We start from the raw sequence: 15,518 nt of genomic DNA, 5'->3' as shown, positions 1-15,518 counted from the left end.
AATTCCGAACGCCGAGAACCCGCTTGCAGTACGAGGCTGCTGGCGGGTTTTCATTATCGCGGCAGCGGCGAACGAAGCACCGTATCGAATGTATCGAGCGATGAGCGCCGCAAGGGAGCGCTTCTGTTTATGGCGGTCTCCAAGCGCTGAAGAATTTCCTTCATCACCTGAATATCGCTGGATTGCCGGTTGAAGTCAGCCTGCAGTTCCTTGATCGCCGTGGAGATGCTGACGGTCGTTTGCTCAGTCACAGTCACGCGATAAGTGAGATTATCGGCCTTTCGTTCCGCTTCCACGCTCTTTTGCTCGAGAGCGGAAAGCCTGAGATTGTAGCTCGCCTCGATCGCCTTCACTTCGGCCAGCCGCTCTTTGTGAAGCTGCTCGTGGCCATCCTTCCACTTTTGCAGATCCTCAATATCGCGGCTCTTGTCCACCCAGATAACGACGCCGCCGAGTATCATTCCGCCCAGCGTCACCAGCTGGATGAGGGTGTTCAGATTCCACTCCAATTTAGGCGCGCGACTTATCTGCATGTTCGTGTTCTCCGCCATCCGGTAAGCCTGCCCCTGCCATGCGAATAAAAGAAGCCCCCGACGTTCGGCCGGGGGCAGGTTATCAGAACGGTTTCTCTGTCTGCCTGAGAAGATCGGGAAGCTTTGACAGGATGATTTCCTCAAGCCCCTTGGCATCGACGCCGAGCTTCTGGAGCGCTTCCGGATTCTTCTCGATCACATATTTCGAAGCTTCCGCCAGGATCGTGTCATTGATGACGCCGCCGACGTTGGGCAACCCAGCCTTGCTCAATGCAAAGCGGATGGCATTGGCGGCAGACTGGTGAAGTGCTTCGCGAAGCTTGGCCTCGATCTCGACCCGCTGCTTTTCGTTTGTCACATTCAGGAGCGAAATTAGCTTGGTGGCAATCCAAGTCGCCAGCACAGGACCAACGGTGGACACCAGCAGCACCACGACAGGCTGAACGATAGTCCATACCTCGTACCAGATCGAGGAAGGCGCAATGACCGGCCCGGCGTCCTGCGCCCATGCTGGAGCGAAGAAGAAGCCGACGATGCAGGTGAGCGCCAGAACCGCGGCAATCAAATACCAGATGCGTGCCATGATCAGCCTCCCACCTTCTGAGCTTGGTTGATAGCTTGCGTGATGGTCAGATAGGCCGCAGAGGCCGCCACCAGAGTGGTTCCGAGCGTTGCTGTGTCCTTGTTCGCGCAAAGTCGCTGAAGGCTGTCATAGGCCGCCTGTGCGGCTGCTGCTGTCTTCGGCTTGAGTTTGTCGGCCACGATGAATGGCTGAAGCACGGCATAGGCCGTTTCGCCGGCGGCGCACACCTGCGGCAGGCTGTTGCGGATACCGGTATCGATCGATCCGGTCGATTGGCACGCGGACAAGCCAAAGGCTGCCACCGCCACAATTAGCAGAGACTTGAACATGATCGTTCCTTTGATGGAGGGGTTAAGCTTCGTTCGTGGTGACGGAAGCTGAAATCGTGGTCATAGGCAGGGCAGCAAATGGTGCGTCCTGATATGTGATCGGCCAGCGGTAGCCGAGCAGTCGAGTTTTCGCGATGCGTGCGATGCTGACGGAATCGGACTGATTGCCGCCAAGGATATGCAGGTGTGTCTTGTCGTGGCCAACGACGATGCCAATATGACCTTGCCAGCCATCCTTTGAGCCGCGCCAGAAGACGGCGATGGCACCGATCTGGGGATCGTTCAGCGGCTTGCCGAACTTCAGCCAGTTGCGGGAGCCGAGCGGGTTCGCTGGCATCGGTTCTTTCGGCAGTGCCGTGGCAACGACCATGCCGACGAAGGCACCGCACCAGGCGATTTCACTCGCATCGAGGCGAAGCGCCTTATCCAGCGCCTTGGCGTTCTTCACCTCGTGCAGGCCAAGGAAACGGCGGGCTTCCGTGACCCACGGCGGCACCATGGGCTTGTTGTCATTCAGACCGAGCGCCGCGAGCGTCTTCGGGCCGATCGTGCCGGGATAGAGGATCGAGAGCTTCTTATCCTCCTGAAACCGCGCCACCGCCTTTGTCGTGCTGCGGCCGGGAATACCATCAGCGCCAGTCGGCCCGACATCATAGCCGAGCGAAATCAAGCGCTGCTGTACTTCGCGTACAGTCGCCATGGTCGTCTCCTAGTGATTGGTGCAACAAAAACCCCGGAGCATCGCTGCGCCGGGTTATGGTCGTGTCAGATGGGTGAGGCTGCTACCTCTTCCGGAATATCCTGCGGAAAAACCGCTTCAACCGGCCCTGCTTAACGTATCGTTCTTCTAGTAGGCGAACTCGCTTCTCAGACTCGATCAAGTGCAAATGGATGCGCTGATAAATCTTATAGGCTTCCGTCGATTGAACCGGCGGATGCTCTTTTACCAAGTCGCCAACCACAGCGAGAAAGTCAGACAATGGATTGTCAACCAGCGCGCCGTAGATCTGCTTTGTGTCGAATACGGGCGCCCGCTTCTTGACCGCCTTCAGATTCAACGAAATGCCGACATGCTTATCTTCGAAGCGTGGGGCCCAACCATTCGACGCATCAGCAAAATCAGAATTCCACCAGTCAAATTCACCGAAGCCAAGCGTTTCAAGGATGTCGATCAGCATGCCAATCGTGTATCCGTATCGGTGTTGCTCAAACTTGTTCACACGGCCGCCGACGCCATAGATCAACCCGACAACATGGAAAGCGCTGTCTCCGCTGAGCATCATGCGCAGCAAGGCGTTCATGTCCGGAACGGCAATCTTGAGCGTTCCGCCGACTTCCAGAGCCCGAGCAAACTCAGCGAATGCAAGGAAACTGTCAGGCCAGTCAATATGCTCAAGAACGTGGCCGGCAACGATTTCAGAACAGGAACCGTCTGCGACCGCCGTCATGTTGGTGATGTCGGCCACGATATCGGGCTTCATTCCGGGGTCGATGTCGACCGTCAGATAGCCTTCTGGCTTATATTCGTGACTGCCAACATACAGTTTCATGACGCCCCCACTGGAAGTTGAACGGCTTCCTTACGCGCAGGGGCGAAAGTTTTCAATCACGGAGCCTGAAATTGCCCATCAACAAGAACCCACAGAAGTTGCGGGACAGTATCGCCAGGCTCCAGCTCGTAAAGGTCGAAAGGTGAAGGGCCGGCTAGACCTGTGACATCCAGCGACTTCATGGTTGCAACATTGTTGACGACGATAATTTTCATCGTCCCAGATGAATCCACACCGTTCTCAACGTTCCAGTTTTCTCGCGTCCACTGATACCAGTCCTCGCCGTCGGCTTCACGTTTCCAATAAATTGCGTTCTCCGGCCAACCAGGTGGATACTCGGCGGGAGTGTAGTAAGACCAAGTGCCATGATTTTTCATTTTCACCTCACAGAGCCGGGACCGTCGCCCAATTGCCAAAAAGGTCAGTCGTCTGGATGTAGCGATATTCAAAATTGAGGATTTCCCCAGCTCCATCTTTGTAAACTGCCGTCATAACCGCCCCAGAGGGGGAATAATTCCAACCGCTCCGATTGACATTTTGCGCAGCTGGTCCACTCAAACGTGTTTGACGCATTCTGCTCAGTATGGTGCTAAGCGTCGTGTTAAACCCGCTGAAAGAGCAATACAGATTGCCGTCGCCGTACACGACGCCGCCGTTAGGAAGCGTCATGTGCCCGGAGGTATCGAGAACCCACTGCTTACCTGACACCCATGCGAATGCGGCGCCATTTGAGTTGCGCTGTCCGTATTCGACGTGGTTGCCCGTGAATCCTCTGTTGCCGGCAGCGATCTGCAATATTGCATCGTTGGCACCAGTGTTATGAATTCTAACGCCGGCGAAGACAGAGCCCTGCGATTTCTGAACGGTGAGACCGTCTGTCATCGTGTCGCCGGCCTTGGCAACCTTGGCATCAAGTGCTGTTTGTTGTGCGGTTGAGACCGGCTTGTTAGCGTCAGAAGTATTGTCGACATTGCCAAGCCCAAGGTTCGTTCGGGCAGCGGCAGCTGTTGCGCCGCCAGTTCCGCCGTTTGCGACCGTCAGCGCCGTTCCAGACCAGTTTCCATCATTCACCGTGTTGAGCGTTGACAGACTGCCGAGCCCGAGCGTTGTCCGAGAGGCTGCAGCGTCGGCGTCATCAAGAATGGTCCGGGCGAACGGCGTCAGCGCCGTCGTCGCATAGGCATCCGCCGCGGTCGTGTAAATCAGCTGGTTGGCGGAAGTCGTCAGGTCCGCAATCGACTTCAGCGCAGCGCTATAAACCTGCACATCAGATCCAGGCACGAGGCCGAAATTCGTCCGCATCTGCGAGACATTTGTGGCACCCGTTCCCCCGGCCGTGATCGGGCGCGGCTGGTTGGCGTCCTGCGCGAAATCGTCAAGCTGGGCGTTATATGGTGCGCTCTGGATCGTAGTGTTCGGTGAACCCTTCGACCCGGAGAGAAGCGAAAAGACGCCGCCAGTTCTGGGCATGGCATTCTCCATAAAAAAAGCCCGCCATAGCGAGCCATTTTAACTGTGTTTCTGAACGTTCGTGGACACTCTCGCGCCCTTGTGCTTTGCTTCACGGTGAGATCGGGGGATCACATGAAAAACATCGTCTTGTTGCTGGCCGCCTTGGCCGTCTCTGGTTGCACTGCATCGAATGGCGAGGAAATCGTCGGCCCGAGCGGTAAGGCAATGAGGGAAGCCAAATGCAGTGGCTCGCCAAATGCCTGTCTGAAGACGGCAGCATCGACCTGTAAAGGCCCGTATCAAGTTCTCGACAGTTCCAGCAACGCCGGCGGGTTGGTTGCTGACATCCTGCCCGGTCCCGTCACATGGTACCGGATGAGCTACCAATGCGGCCCATCTGACGGCAGGATGCCGACGTTTGCCTTCCGGGGGCAGAGCTACACCCCGCCCCCGATTGTGGTTTCACAGCCTCGCGTCAGCACCACGACCAACTGCAACAGGTATGGAAACAGCGTAAGTTGCACCACCTATTGACCGGACGCAGCAGAAACGGGCATTGTATGCCCATGCAGATCGACCACGACCCGAAAGAGCCAAAGATTGACCGGACACCGGAAAGCTTCCGGCTGTTCTTCGTCATCATTGCCTTTGTCTGGGCGTGGTACCTCTATTTCATCCCCTTCAACTGGCCTTCGATACTTGTCGGCCTCGTGACTGGCATGGGTTTCATGCTTTGGGCATCGATCCGCTTTAAGCACCTCTGGTAGGCGCTATTTCACCCGCGCCACACCAGCATTTGAATTCTGCAGCATGCTGCCGAGGATCATGGCGCGGAGCCTATCGCGGCTGACTTGCTGGCTGCTGACGCGGGAAAGCGCCTCACGCGCTGCCTCCGGGTTAGTCTCGATCAACTGCCGCCCAACGCGCTCAACCACTCGCGGCGGCATGCCCTTGCCCGCATTGAACGCTTGACGGACACCAGCAAGCGCCGCCTGCGTGAAATTGCCCGAAAGAAGGTTTGACAAGACGGCCGGGTCGAAGTTGGCCATGTCATCAATATCGCCCAGATTGTCCGCCGTGCGCGAGTTCCCGAGCGCCGCGTTATTCGTTTCGAACATGCGGTTTTCCCGACCGATCCGAGCGCCGAGTTGCTGAGCTCGACCGGGAGCGGCGAACTCCTGAAATTCCTGCTCATATTTCGGCGTCGTCAAGGTGCGCGCACGATTGGTTGCCGGTCCCATTGCTGCGCTCTCGACATCGGCAATGATGGGATCGACATACCCCGAGCGGAATGCCTGCTGCTGATCGGGCGTCATGCCGCGGAACTGATCGATGCTGTCTTCGGCTCGCACGCGACCGGATTTCGCAGCCTTGCCCGCGTCGATCGCATCAATCACCTGGCTCCGCGTGCGGAACGTGTCATTGGCAGTACGATAAGCAGGAGACGCGTTTTCAAGAGCCCTGTCGACTTCACGCTTGACCTGAGACAGGTAATGCGCCCGGTTTCCGGCGCCCTGAGCTTCGGCCCGCGTAATCATGTCATCGAGATCAAGCTTCGCCCGGAAAAGCGTGTTGAAATCGGTGACCTGAGAATTGCCGTCGGATATCATCTTTCTGACGCGAGCCAAAGCGCCCTCGATCGTGTCATTACCGATATTGTCACGAGGGCTGAGCATCTTGTTCACACCTGGCGACAACGTTTCATCAATCCGATCAAGGATCGGCGTGACGTTAACGGCACCGGCCTCTTTCCGAGCGGCACCGTAAAGCTTGTTCGCCTCAACACCTCGAGCTTCTGTCAAGGATCGAGACACGCGTTCGGATGTCTGCGGAGCATCGAACCCTTCCGCAAGAGCATTTGCCAGGCGCTGCGGCTGCCCCATCTGGCGCCGAAGAAGGAAGTCCGTCACCTCTTGGCGTGCCTCGTTCGGCGTGCGCGTGACAGGAACCAGCGCACGCTGACCGGCATTGCCCATGGCGTCAGCCATCGTATACATCGGCTGTCCGTCATCGGCGGCCAGTTTCATGATCGAGGCGATTTCGTCAGGTGTCTTGCCGGAGCGCTTTAGATAGGTTCCCATCGCCTTGTCGGTATAGGCAGCCGGGCGGAATGGCGCGACCAGTGGCGCAGTCGCTCCCTTGAAAGCTCCGGACACTGCTGCAGCAACGGAAGGAAGCGCCGCGCCGAGGGCGAAACCGGTACCAGTTCCGACACCGGATTTATAAAACCTGTCTTCGAAGCCCTCACCGCTGCCAGCGCCCTGCAAGCCGCCCAGGATTGCGCCCTCTTTTGCGGAGGCCAGAGACACCCCGGCCAAGCCCTTGCCCTTATTAATCGCATTGGCCGAGGCGGAAAGGCCTTGTTTTGCCAGCCCGACACCGCCAGTGATGCCGCCAAGGATCTGGCCACTGATACGCTGCGCCGTTCTGTTGGTGCTGTCGCTTGCGTCGATCGCGCGTTCTTCGGCAAGCGCGCGGTCGTAGTCGGCATTCTTCGTTTCAGATTCGAACGGAGAATTCAGGGTGCGAGCGATCACGCCCAGCGGGTTATACTTGCCGGCATAAATGCCGCTGTCATAGTAATCGTCCTCGGGCTTCTGCACCGAAAACGCGCCGCTTCGAGCGTGGGCTGCCATTTCATCAGCCAGACCGAAGGAAAGCGTGTCAGCCATACCGCGACCGAACGCATCCACCTTGCCAGCAAAAGTGTCACGCGCGTCGGGCTGCTGCACTGGCGCCGGCTGCTGAGCCGAAGGTTGCGAGCCAGAAGCCCGCATCTTCGTAATTTCAGCCGCAAGCGTGCGGGCAGCATCCACGTCGCCCGCCTGGTCGGCATTCACCAGCGCAGTCGTCAGCTGTTCAAGAGTTGCCACTTACTGGCCTCCATATTTTTTCAGGAGATCATCAACGTTTGGCGCGGCCGGAGCGGCAGGCACTGTGCGTCCCGTCTTGTAATAATTGCCCGAGCGCAGGTCGGCGGCGCGGGCGCTGTTATAGTCGATCTTCTTCTGCACCTCGACTTGTGCTCGCCTGAGGATGTTTTCTCGGACTGACCGCGGCTTGTTCGACAAGCCCTGTATTTCGAGAAGGATTTCCCGTTCACCTTCCGTCGGGTTGCCGCCAAATATTGCCTTCAACTGGCCGAGAGCCTGATCTTTGATGATGTTGTCATACTCGATCGTGGCTTTGCCGCTTTCAGGGCTCGACAGAAAGTCGGGAAATGCATTGTCCGGCAGGTTCGCGCCGAGCCACGCACGGGTTCCCGAGAGAATACCCTGATTGGCATCGGGAGAAAGGCCCATTGCCTTGCTCAACAGGTTCAGAGTTGATTGCCCCTGCAACACAAGGTCATCAGCCTCTCGAATGGCCAAGCGGTCGCCGGCGGTGACTCCCTTGTCGGCTGCCGGGAGCGTTCCGGTTAGGACAAATCGCTTCCCTTCTTCCGAGTTGGGGTCGAGCCCATATTCCCGAGCCATTTGCATGCGCTGGCGAGCCTTGGCGTCCAATCCGTCGCCACTGGTCAACGGGATCAGACCCGGCTGCGATGCCTGAGACTGTGGAGCCTGAGGCGGCGCAGGAGGTGCCGGGGGCTGTGGTGCTGCACCCGTTCCAGCAGCCATGTCCGAGAAGATATCGACGCCTGCACCAGTCGCGCTTTGCTGTTGCTGCGTTCCCGGCTGCGCAATACCTACCGGTGCAACCCGGCCATCAGCAGACCGACCGAATACCCCCTGCGGTGTCAGGAACATAAGCGAGCCCGTGGCCGGATCAGTGATCTGCTTTCCCGCTGCCAACTGCTGCGCTTCCGCGGGCGTCAGCTGCTTGGAGTCCATCAAGCCGTTAAGAGCCTGTGCCTCGACAGAATTGCCCTTGAAGCGGAACTCGCCGTTTTCAGTCCCTGGCGGCACTCCCACCGTCTTGATAGAGCCGCCATCGCTGTACAGGGTGTTGTCGTCAAGCTTATTCCACTTTTCCGTAGGCTTCGCCCTGAGTGCTTCCAACTGTGCCTGCTTCGTCTGGATATCCAGCTGGTAGGCAGGATCGTTGCGCTGCATTTGCTGCTGAACGATGCCTTGGATGATCTGCTTCTTGTCAGCGTCCAAGAACGGGTTGTTGAGCAGCTTCAGCATTTCCGGGTCGACGCCCTGATAAGGGTTGGTCGGTGCCAGCGGAGGCGCGGGAGGTCGTGGGGCCATCGGGAACTGACCGTTCTGCGCAACCTGCGTCGGCGCCGGCTGCTGGGCAGGCGTCTGCTGCGATGGACGCTCAACGCGCATTCCCCGGTCGTCATACGTCACCATAGGCGAATTGTAATCAGAACCACGGTAGGCATTCGGGGCGCTCACCATCGGATCACGGTAGCCGGCCGGAGCCGGCGCGAGAGGAGCAACCGTTTCGATAGCGTCGGCCGCCGACATGCCTGCCGAGGGATCAAGGCTCGCCACCTGAGCGCCACCGCCAGCCGCCATGAAGCGCTTGCCGTACTCGCCAATGCTCGTGCCCAGCGAATCCCGCCTGCCTGTCTTGCCAACACCGCCAGGACCGCCGAGCCACGCCTGCGCTGCGCCTTCGGGCCCATATTTCTGGACATACTGTCCAAACTGGTGATCGAATACAGCATCTTGCAACTGCGGGTTCGCCATGAACTCCTCAGGTGTCACAGCGCGGCCGAGCGCGGCCTGCGACCACGGGCCGATATTGGCTTCCATGATCTGATAGCGACCGAGCGCGCGGCCCATTTTCGGATGCGTTGGGCCGACGGCGGAATAATCGCCGCTGCCCTTGCTCTCGATCGAGGCGATTGCATCGCGATAGTTCTGCATGCCGCCGCCATTTGGCGACGTCGCTGCAATTTCAGACGCTGCACCGGGCATAGGAATGGCACCGGAACCGCCGCTCGATGCAACAGAAGGTGCAGCCGACGGGGAGCCACCCATAATCCGGCCAAGGATGGATTCGTAGGCCGAGTTGGCACTATCGGTGCCTTCCTTCAGGCCCTTGTTCGCCGTGTACCGGCCGATCCCCGCACCGATGCCCTTCATCAGTGCGCCGATGCCTTGAGCAGTCGTCTTCGGGGTATCGCCCATGATCTGCCTGGACAGTGCGTCCGCTATCTCGCGGCGGCGCTGAAGGTCATTATAGGAAACGCCAGTGTTACCGCCGAACAGAAATCCCGCCATTATCGTGCGCTCCCCGCTGCAAACAATGCGCCATAGTTGACGCGCTTCTTGCCGTCCGCGCCCTTGCGCACCGCGCCGGGCCGAACCTTTTCAACTTCCTGCGCCATGACGCCGATCCGCTTCGGGGCGTTCTTTCCTTCGCCCTTGTAACGGTACTCGTAGAGGCCGCCGACCTTCTTGATGTCTTTCTTCGCCGTTTTGTCCGACAGACTGAACAAGCCAGCCAGGCCGCCGAGGATCGCACCCGAGTTGGCCTGCTTTTGATTGTAGGCGGCCACCTGGTTTTCGTAATTCTTCTGGGCAATACCCGCGTAATCGACGGTTGGGATGCTTTGACCCTGCGTCGGCACGAAGTTCGGGTTTGTCACCTGCGCGCCGCTGGCGATGCCAAGAACCTCGTTCACGTTCTGGTTCCGAAGCGCATACTGCTCGTTCAGATAGTTGGCGCGCTCTGCGTTCTGAGCGTTGATTTTCGCCTGCTGCGCATTGAACGTCTGATCCTGCAGGGCATTGTTCGCAGCTGTCGTTGTGTTCTGGTTCTGGAACTGCTGCTGAGCATTCGAATTCGCGAGGCCGACGTTCTGGAAGGCCTGCGAATATGCCTGCTGCTGGGCCGAGTTCTGGAACGCAGCCTGCTGCTGGGCGAGATTGGCAAGACGCGTCTGTTCCTGCCCCGCGCTGAGAATGGCACCATAACGGGCGTCATTCTCCTGCCGGGTGGCAGCGTCATATGCGCGGTCATATGCTTCTGACCCGGGCTGCAAGCCCTGATTTGCCAACTTCTGCTCAAGCGCCGCTCGGTTCTTATCAAGAGACGGCTGCAGGCGCGCCATTAACGCGTCCTGCACTTCCTGAACGTTGGCGCCGTAGTCGGTCCCATAAGACTTGGTGATTTCCCCGACCTCTCCCACCGAAGACTGCAGCGTCGGGCCCTGCCCGAACTGCGTGTAATTGGGCATTGTCAGCGACGATGAACTACCAGCAGCTGGCGCTCCGGAAATCGACATCGGGTCTTTCAGCAGGTCGTTGAGGCGTCCAGACTGCGTGTTGGCCAGCGTGGCAAGGTTCTTCTCAGCGGCGTCCTGCTGTTCCTTGATAGCCTGTTGGGCAGGAGAGAGCGTCTGCGTGGCTGTCGCGATAGGAATGTCGTACACCGCCCCGGAAAGCGGGTCCGTCCACTTGGTCGTGCTGTAAGAATAGTTCAGCGAGCCGTCAGGGGTGTTCTGGTTGACATTCCCCATGTAGGAATTGGCGATGGCCGTGCCGACGTTGGTCGCGGTCTGGGCGGATGCCGTTTCTTTCGGATCTGGCGCTTTAGGTTGCGACTTCTTACCCATTTTCAGACCTTCTGTTTCTGTGGCCAAGGCTCTTGTTCACGGGATGGTTTTCCCACTGGTCATCTGTCAGCGTGAAGATGATTTCTGCCTCGTCCCGGCCGTGAAGCCTTGGAATGACATATTTGTTGAACCCGAAATCTTCGCATATCTGGGCCATTGCCCGGTTCGTTTCCGCCACCCTGACGGCCACCATCTGACAATTCAGGGTCTTGAAGGGATAGTTGAACATTTCCTTCAGCACCGGGCGCGTCAGCCATCGCTTCGAAGTCGAAGCGGCCGAAAATTCGATGACGCCATGTTGCGGGAACCAGTTGTTGTAGACGACGCAGGCGATCAGGGTGTCGCCGTCGATAACACCCATGGAAACGAAGTCTGAAAACCCTGTGCATCCGGGGATCAGGCCGGCAACAAAACGACCGAACGCCTGATTATATTCAGGTGTCCTCTCGCTCGCCCAAACAACCTCAATCATGCCGACTGTTCCCCGCCTTCCATTTCGAGAACTGCGAAATCGACTTCAATGTCGAGCCGGAACTGGCCGCCCGACAGGACCACGCAGCCAATTGCCAACATTTCACCGCTGGCCCGGACGTTCTGCCTGAACTTGAAGTTTCGGAGTTCGGTTACCCCGTCCCACTTCGCCACATCCCAAAGGCCAACATCCCATTCGGAAGAGCCTGCGTCACCGACCGAAACCATGGGAAATGACGGAATGCTGGTATCGTAATCCGCCCGAGCGAATAGCTTGACGCTGGGCTTGGTCTTTGCGCGGAAAGCCATAGCTCCCTTCGAAGCCGTCTTCTTCTGCGAAAATTCCCCGGCAGCCGTGAACTGCGAGAGATAGACAGCAGCAAAGGGTGCGCCATCATCTGCGCCGCTGATGTCGCCTTGCCAGCAAAGGCCCTCGTTGGACCCGAAGAACAAACTCCCCTGAAGGCTCTGGTAAGCCTGGGCGCGCCAGTTCTTGATGATGCTCCATTTTCCGTTGAGCACGTTCAGAACGAAGGTCGTATCGGGCAGCACTAGATTTTCAGGGAACGCTACGAAGACGAGGTTTTGTTCGGGCCAAAGCGTCATCGTCCAGCCGGTCGGCGTTGCGTTGGCCGCAAGTTTCCATTCGTCCTCAATAGCGCGAGACAGAGACACCAGTGCAAGCGTTTGCCTGTCGCGTTGGAATACCTGCGAAATCGGTATCAAGCCGTCTATCGTCGCCACCAGCACGTCGGCACCGGATCGGATCTGCGCATTTTTCCCGAGCGGCTTCCCGATTTGATAAACACCCTTCAGCGCGAAATCATCAGCATCGGCCGGGTTGGATCCGGAATAGATCGCAACCTCACCTTCAGTCGAGACGAACACGCAATAGTCGCCCAAGCCGTCGCCGCTCTCGATAGACCATGAAAAGCCCATCAGTAGCGAGCCGCCCTTTTTCATCACCCCGCCCAGCGGAAACACCGACGCCGCGCCGCCGACGGCGTTGAGGCCGAGGTAGTAGGCATCAAGCGAACCGTTCTTGAGCAGAAACTGACGGTTCTTGAACATCCAGCCATAGTTCAGCGCTGACATCGTGGTCGCGTCCGTGAACGTGATGGCGGGCGATGTAGACCACGACACGCCATTGAACAGCCGTCGGTCATTCGCCCCGTTGAAGCAGACGAGGTAGCTCGTCCCTGCGTTCGTCTGTTGGAAAGCGCACCAGTCACCGCTTGCCATTCCGCTGACCGCCGGCGCTGTCATTGCTGGCGGAGCCACCGGGGCAGTCATGTCGTAAATAGCCGCATCCGTGGCCATGAACATTTTCTCAATGCCGCCAAACTTGTATTTAAACGCACTCCTGATAATCCCGCCGTCAGCAGCAAGGCCACGTTTTGCAGAGCCGCCGCGGACACGCGCGCCTTTCAGCGTCATGAACCAGTTCTCGAGGATGATGGCGGAGCCAAGCGCAGCGGCACCCATGCTTGACGTCGTCACAAGGCCCTGTGTCGGGGCTGGGAACGTCAACGGTGCGGATGTTTGTTTGGCGGCAACCTTAACCGATCCACGGTTCGTTTGGGGAATGCGTCCTGGTCTGGGCATCACGCGGCCTTATCTGCTGTTTCGTACTGCCCAAGATCGGCTTCGAACTCGGCAAGGTGGTCGCTGTAATCAACGCCGTTATATCGGCGCCAGCGCCAGACGAGGTTCTTGATAAGCAGTTCGGACGGGAATATCGGCTCGTCGTCATCGCTCTGGATCATGCTGCTGGTCGAACCGTTGGACGCCCTCACCCATTCCTTCGACAGGTAGAGCAGAGACGCGCCGATCGCCGCCGAGGCGGGAGAGAAGTCAATCCCGGTCTCATTGAGGAAGTAATACGGCTGGGCCGACGGATGCGCAGAAATAAACCGCCACTGCCCACGGTTCGAAACAGGCCGAACAAAGTCGCCTGCGGCCGTCATCACCGATCCGCCAAGCACCACTCGCTGAAAGTCAGGGGGGAAGGCGGACGGCGCAGAGACCACAGGGAATGCCTTCACCAAGTCGCGCCAGTCCACGCGGCGAGCGATTTCGCAGCCGCCCTCCCATGCCAGCGAAAGCATGGTCTGGGCACTCTCATCGTTCGCGCCGTAGACGCTGTCGAAGCGGTCGAGCTTCACCACGTCGCAAACTTCGTTGACAAGGTCGATGAATTTCATGGCGTGCACCCACTGAGAGTTACCTGGCCGTTACCCCAGCGCAGCCGATTGTCGGCCAGCGTCAGGCCCGCCATTGCGTTCTCTTTGAGCGATCGGGCGGCGGCCGCTCCGTCAGCGTCCCGCCCCCAGATCGAGATTTCTTCGACCAGCGCATAGAGGTAGGCGTCGGGAGCCTTTTCCAGCAGCCAGTTCGTCGGCGTGGCTGGCGTCAACGGCGGAATAGCCGCGTAATAGGTCATGGTAAGGCTGCCGTTTGTGGTCGGTCGCGCCATGATGCGCCTGCCGACGACGGCGTACCCCTGCGGATAGCCCCCATTATTGCGATAGCGGGCCGTCAGCGCTTGCAAAGACCATGCCCCGATGTTTCTGCCGTCTGGGGTCAAAACCTCTCTGGCCTCAAGGAAATCCGCAGGCAGATCACCGTCACCGTTGGTCAACACCACCGTTCCGGCCGTCTCCATGTCAGCTGTGCGCAGAACGCGGTTCATCTTGCCTTCGGCCAGCCCGACGAAGCGTTGGAACAGGTGCGAAACATCGTCACGCTTGGCGTATTCGCTGGCGTCAATGAGAAGGGAGGAATAATCGCTGATCGCGCCCATTATGCCACCTTCCATCCTGATGTTTGATACATGCGCCGCTTGTCAGAGAGCGCTGCACGCCGCTCGACATTGCGCCGAAATTCGTCCGGGTCGGCGTCCTTGTCCGGGCATCGAGCCTCGAGCGCTTTGATTTCGTCGGATATGGTCCGCTCGGTCATCACACGCGCCCCTCAAACGACCGCCAGGCGCGATTGTCGCCGTCGTTGAGCCATCGGCTCACATAAGCGTCGTCGCCTTCGCTGTGCGCCCTCACAAGGTTCTGCTCATGCGCGTGATTGAGGGGGATCGATGCGACCTTCACCCATTCACCGAAGGCATTGCCCGAAGTGGCGTTGCGGGTGAATTCGTTTTCCCTGACGATGTTGTCGACGGGCGTGTCGATGCGGAAATGCATCTCCTGCCCATCAAAGAAGCGCCAGACCGAGCGGCCAGTGGCAAAGTCGTAATCGTGGAGTTCCCACTGGCCGTCCGTAATCTTCATGATCAATCGTCCTCAAGAGGCCGTTCAGCCTTGCCCTGGCTGACAAGTTCCTTCGCCTTGCTCAGCGGCAGCGCAACCACCTTGCCGGCTGGCTCGCGCACGCCTTCTTCAGGCCAGTAATCGAACTTGAGACGAACCTTGGTCGTCTTTTCCTTCGACTTCGGCTCTTCCGTCTTGAGTACCGGGCTCGGGGTGTCGCCGGGAGTGACGCCTTCAACCTTGGGCGGGGCTGCATCATTATCGATGACAGGTGCCTGCTGCGTGGTCGATGCTGCGCCCGGATCGAGCGGAGTTTCATTCTTCGACATGCTTCTTCTCCTCGAAAAGGAAAGGGGCGGCTTTCGCCACCCCTCGTTTCAGGATCAAACCGTTGCGGAGAACGGCGTGACTTCGGTTCCGGTACCGGCCGCGATGATCTGGACTTGCCAGGTGTTGTTCGCGATATCCTTGAGCAGGATACGGTCGCCACGAATGCCGCCCTTGGTAGAGCCGTTCATGGTGATAGTGTCGGTATCGGCGGCAGTTTCGAAACCGGCAACGGTATCGCCAGCATCCTGCAACATCACGCAATTGCCAGTCATCACGTCGGACGAGTTGGCCACCTGAATGATCAGGTTATTGGAGGTGATGGTGGTGCCTACCATGATGTCGAACTCGGCACCGGAGCCATAGGCGGCCGGAAGAACGAGCGTCGAGCCCGCGGCACGATTGACGACAACTGCCGCCGGGGTGCCGTGGGTGGAAGCGTTGAGGGCGAGCGTGGCCGCCGTCACGACGAAGGGAAGATAAGTCGGCATGT

At 58.6% G+C, this 15,518-nt stretch carries 20 protein-coding genes; 2 read left to right on the top strand and 18 right to left on the bottom strand.

Features of this window, described 5'->3' with window-relative positions; translation table 11 throughout:
• Nucleotides 1–53 precede the first annotated feature (53 nt).
• The 7 genes from JZY08_RS00840 to JZY08_RS00810 form a co-directional block, all read right to left on the bottom strand.
• Entirely contained in the window at nt 54–551 is a 498-nt protein-coding gene (locus tag JZY08_RS00840) for a hypothetical protein (RefSeq protein WP_202903104.1), read from the bottom strand.
• 64 nt (nt 552–615) lie between these two features.
• Nucleotides 616–1,116: a hypothetical protein gene (locus JZY08_RS00835; protein ID WP_104679275.1), complete on the bottom strand. Its 501-nt coding sequence runs from the start codon at nt 1,114–1,116 to the stop codon at nt 616–618.
• 2 nt (nt 1,117–1,118) lie between these two features.
• The gene (locus JZY08_RS00830) at nt 1,119–1,445 is read right to left on the bottom strand and encodes a cell wall anchor protein (RefSeq protein WP_216330670.1); all 327 of its coding nucleotides are present in this window, start codon (nt 1,443–1,445) and stop codon (nt 1,119–1,121) included.
• 22 nt (nt 1,446–1,467) lie between these two features.
• A complete protein-coding gene (locus JZY08_RS00825) occupies nt 1,468–2,145 on the bottom strand; it encodes a TIGR02594 family protein (RefSeq protein WP_216330669.1) in 678 nt (225 codons plus the stop codon).
• Nucleotides 2,146–2,227: 82 nt separating this feature from the next.
• Complete coding sequence (locus tag JZY08_RS00820) at nt 2,228–2,995, bottom strand: methyltransferase domain-containing protein (protein ID WP_216330668.1); 768 nt, start codon at nt 2,993–2,995, stop codon at nt 2,228–2,230.
• Between the two features lie 56 nt (nt 2,996–3,051).
• A complete protein-coding gene (locus JZY08_RS00815; protein ID WP_216330667.1) occupies nt 3,052–3,372 on the bottom strand; it encodes a hypothetical protein in 321 nt (106 codons plus the stop codon).
• A 7-nt stretch (nt 3,373–3,379) separates the two neighbouring features.
• Nucleotides 3,380–4,465 carry a hypothetical protein gene (locus JZY08_RS00810; protein WP_216330666.1) on the bottom strand — a complete coding sequence of 362 codons (1,086 nt, stop codon included), beginning with the start codon at nt 4,463–4,465 and terminating at the stop codon, nt 3,380–3,382.
• 114 nt (nt 4,466–4,579) lie between these two features.
• Between JZY08_RS00810 and JZY08_RS00805 the strand changes: the two genes are divergently transcribed.
• Together JZY08_RS00805 and JZY08_RS00800 are read left to right on the top strand one after the other, a co-directional pair.
• Entirely contained in the window at nt 4,580–4,981 is a 402-nt protein-coding gene (locus tag JZY08_RS00805) for a hypothetical protein (RefSeq protein WP_216330665.1), read from the top strand.
• 26 nt (nt 4,982–5,007) lie between these two features.
• On the top strand, nt 5,008–5,214 hold the full coding sequence (locus JZY08_RS00800) for a hypothetical protein (RefSeq protein WP_216330664.1): 207 nt from the start codon (nt 5,008–5,010) through the stop codon (nt 5,212–5,214).
• 3 nt (nt 5,215–5,217) lie between these two features.
• Here JZY08_RS00800 and JZY08_RS00795 read toward each other — a convergent pair whose 3' ends face one another.
• From JZY08_RS00795 to JZY08_RS00745, 11 genes are read right to left on the bottom strand one after another with little or no spacing between them, the layout of a single operon-like run.
• The gene (locus tag JZY08_RS00795) at nt 5,218–7,287 is read right to left on the bottom strand and encodes a hypothetical protein (RefSeq protein WP_253204029.1); all 2,070 of its coding nucleotides are present in this window, start codon (nt 7,285–7,287) and stop codon (nt 5,218–5,220) included.
• A gap of 33 nt (nt 7,288–7,320) precedes the next feature.
• Nucleotides 7,321–9,627: a hypothetical protein gene (locus JZY08_RS00790; RefSeq protein ID WP_216330662.1), complete on the bottom strand. Its 2,307-nt coding sequence runs from the start codon at nt 9,625–9,627 to the stop codon at nt 7,321–7,323.
• Complete coding sequence (locus JZY08_RS00785) at nt 9,627–10,964, bottom strand: tail fiber domain-containing protein (protein ID WP_216330661.1); 1,338 nt, start codon at nt 10,962–10,964, stop codon at nt 9,627–9,629. The genes JZY08_RS00790 and JZY08_RS00785 overlap by 1 nt, the downstream gene beginning before the upstream one ends.
• A complete protein-coding gene (locus tag JZY08_RS00780; RefSeq protein ID WP_216330660.1) occupies nt 10,957–11,436 on the bottom strand; it encodes a GNAT family protein in 480 nt (159 codons plus the stop codon). Before JZY08_RS00780 ends, JZY08_RS00785 begins: the two co-directional genes overlap by 8 nt.
• Entirely contained in the window at nt 11,433–13,040 is a 1,608-nt protein-coding gene (locus tag JZY08_RS00775; RefSeq protein WP_216330659.1) for a hypothetical protein, read from the bottom strand. Before JZY08_RS00775 ends, JZY08_RS00780 begins: the two co-directional genes overlap by 4 nt.
• Entirely contained in the window at nt 13,040–13,639 is a 600-nt protein-coding gene (locus JZY08_RS00770; RefSeq protein ID WP_216330658.1) for a hypothetical protein, read from the bottom strand. Before JZY08_RS00770 ends, JZY08_RS00775 begins: the two co-directional genes overlap by 1 nt.
• A complete protein-coding gene (locus JZY08_RS00765; RefSeq protein WP_216330657.1) occupies nt 13,636–14,238 on the bottom strand; it encodes a hypothetical protein in 603 nt (200 codons plus the stop codon). The genes JZY08_RS00770 and JZY08_RS00765 overlap by 4 nt, the downstream gene beginning before the upstream one ends.
• Nucleotides 14,238–14,396 carry a hypothetical protein gene (locus tag JZY08_RS00760; protein ID WP_216330656.1) on the bottom strand — a complete coding sequence of 53 codons (159 nt, stop codon included), beginning with the start codon at nt 14,394–14,396 and terminating at the stop codon, nt 14,238–14,240. The genes JZY08_RS00765 and JZY08_RS00760 overlap by 1 nt, the downstream gene beginning before the upstream one ends.
• Nucleotides 14,396–14,719, bottom strand: a complete 324-nt coding sequence (locus JZY08_RS00755) for a hypothetical protein (RefSeq protein WP_216330655.1) — start codon at nt 14,717–14,719, stop codon at nt 14,396–14,398. The genes JZY08_RS00760 and JZY08_RS00755 overlap by 1 nt, the downstream gene beginning before the upstream one ends.
• A 2-nt stretch (nt 14,720–14,721) precedes the next feature.
• Complete coding sequence (locus JZY08_RS00750) at nt 14,722–15,027, bottom strand: hypothetical protein (RefSeq protein ID WP_216330654.1); 306 nt, start codon at nt 15,025–15,027, stop codon at nt 14,722–14,724.
• Between the two features lie 54 nt (nt 15,028–15,081).
• Entirely contained in the window at nt 15,082–15,516 is a 435-nt protein-coding gene (locus tag JZY08_RS00745) for a hypothetical protein (protein ID WP_216330653.1), read from the bottom strand.
• Between the last annotated feature and the right edge of the window lie 2 nt (nt 15,517–15,518).

This window comes from Rhizobium sp. X9, assembly GCF_018873185.1.
GTDB lineage: Bacteria > Pseudomonadota > Alphaproteobacteria > Rhizobiales > Rhizobiaceae > Agrobacterium > Agrobacterium oryzihabitans.
Note: the sequence above shows the minus strand (reverse complement) of the source record. Positions and strands in the feature narration are given on the sequence as shown.

Excerpts from the sequence above, each read along its gene's own strand:
- JZY08_RS00840 (WP_202903104.1), bottom strand. The coding sequence starts at position 551 with ATGGCGGAGAACACGAACATGCAGATAAGTCGCGCGCCTAAATTGGAG.
- JZY08_RS00835 (WP_104679275.1), bottom strand. The coding sequence starts at position 1,116 with ATGGCACGCATCTGGTATTTGATTGCCGCGGTTCTGGCGCTCACCTGC.
- JZY08_RS00830 (WP_216330670.1), bottom strand. The coding sequence starts at position 1,445 with ATGTTCAAGTCTCTGCTAATTGTGGCGGTGGCAGCCTTTGGCTTGTCC.
- JZY08_RS00825 (WP_216330669.1), bottom strand. The coding sequence starts at position 2,145 with ATGGCGACTGTACGCGAAGTACAGCAGCGCTTGATTTCGCTCGGCTAT.
- JZY08_RS00820 (WP_216330668.1), bottom strand. The coding sequence starts at position 2,995 with ATGAAACTGTATGTTGGCAGTCACGAATATAAGCCAGAAGGCTATCTG.
- JZY08_RS00815 (WP_216330667.1), bottom strand. The coding sequence starts at position 3,372 with ATGAAAAATCATGGCACTTGGTCTTACTACACTCCCGCCGAGTATCCA.
- JZY08_RS00810 (WP_216330666.1), bottom strand. The coding sequence starts at position 4,465 with ATGCCCAGAACTGGCGGCGTCTTTTCGCTTCTCTCCGGGTCGAAGGGT.
- JZY08_RS00805 (WP_216330665.1), top strand. The coding sequence starts at position 4,580 with ATGAAAAACATCGTCTTGTTGCTGGCCGCCTTGGCCGTCTCTGGTTGC.
- JZY08_RS00800 (WP_216330664.1), top strand. The coding sequence starts at position 5,008 with ATGCCCATGCAGATCGACCACGACCCGAAAGAGCCAAAGATTGACCGG.
- JZY08_RS00790 (WP_216330662.1), bottom strand. The coding sequence starts at position 9,627 with ATGGCGGGATTTCTGTTCGGCGGTAACACTGGCGTTTCCTATAATGAC.
- JZY08_RS00785 (WP_216330661.1), bottom strand. The coding sequence starts at position 10,964 with ATGGGTAAGAAGTCGCAACCTAAAGCGCCAGATCCGAAAGAAACGGCA.
- JZY08_RS00780 (WP_216330660.1), bottom strand. The coding sequence starts at position 11,436 with ATGATTGAGGTTGTTTGGGCGAGCGAGAGGACACCTGAATATAATCAG.
- JZY08_RS00775 (WP_216330659.1), bottom strand. The coding sequence starts at position 13,040 with ATGCCCAGACCAGGACGCATTCCCCAAACGAACCGTGGATCGGTTAAG.
- JZY08_RS00770 (WP_216330658.1), bottom strand. The coding sequence starts at position 13,639 with ATGAAATTCATCGACCTTGTCAACGAAGTTTGCGACGTGGTGAAGCTC.
- JZY08_RS00765 (WP_216330657.1), bottom strand. The coding sequence starts at position 14,238 with ATGGGCGCGATCAGCGATTATTCCTCCCTTCTCATTGACGCCAGCGAA.
- JZY08_RS00760 (WP_216330656.1), bottom strand. The coding sequence starts at position 14,396 with ATGACCGAGCGGACCATATCCGACGAAATCAAAGCGCTCGAGGCTCGA.
- JZY08_RS00755 (WP_216330655.1), bottom strand. The coding sequence starts at position 14,719 with ATGAAGATTACGGACGGCCAGTGGGAACTCCACGATTACGACTTTGCC.
- JZY08_RS00750 (WP_216330654.1), bottom strand. The coding sequence starts at position 15,027 with ATGTCGAAGAATGAAACTCCGCTCGATCCGGGCGCAGCATCGACCACG.
- JZY08_RS00745 (WP_216330653.1), bottom strand. The coding sequence starts at position 15,516 with ATGCCGACTTATCTTCCCTTCGTCGTGACGGCGGCCACGCTCGCCCTC.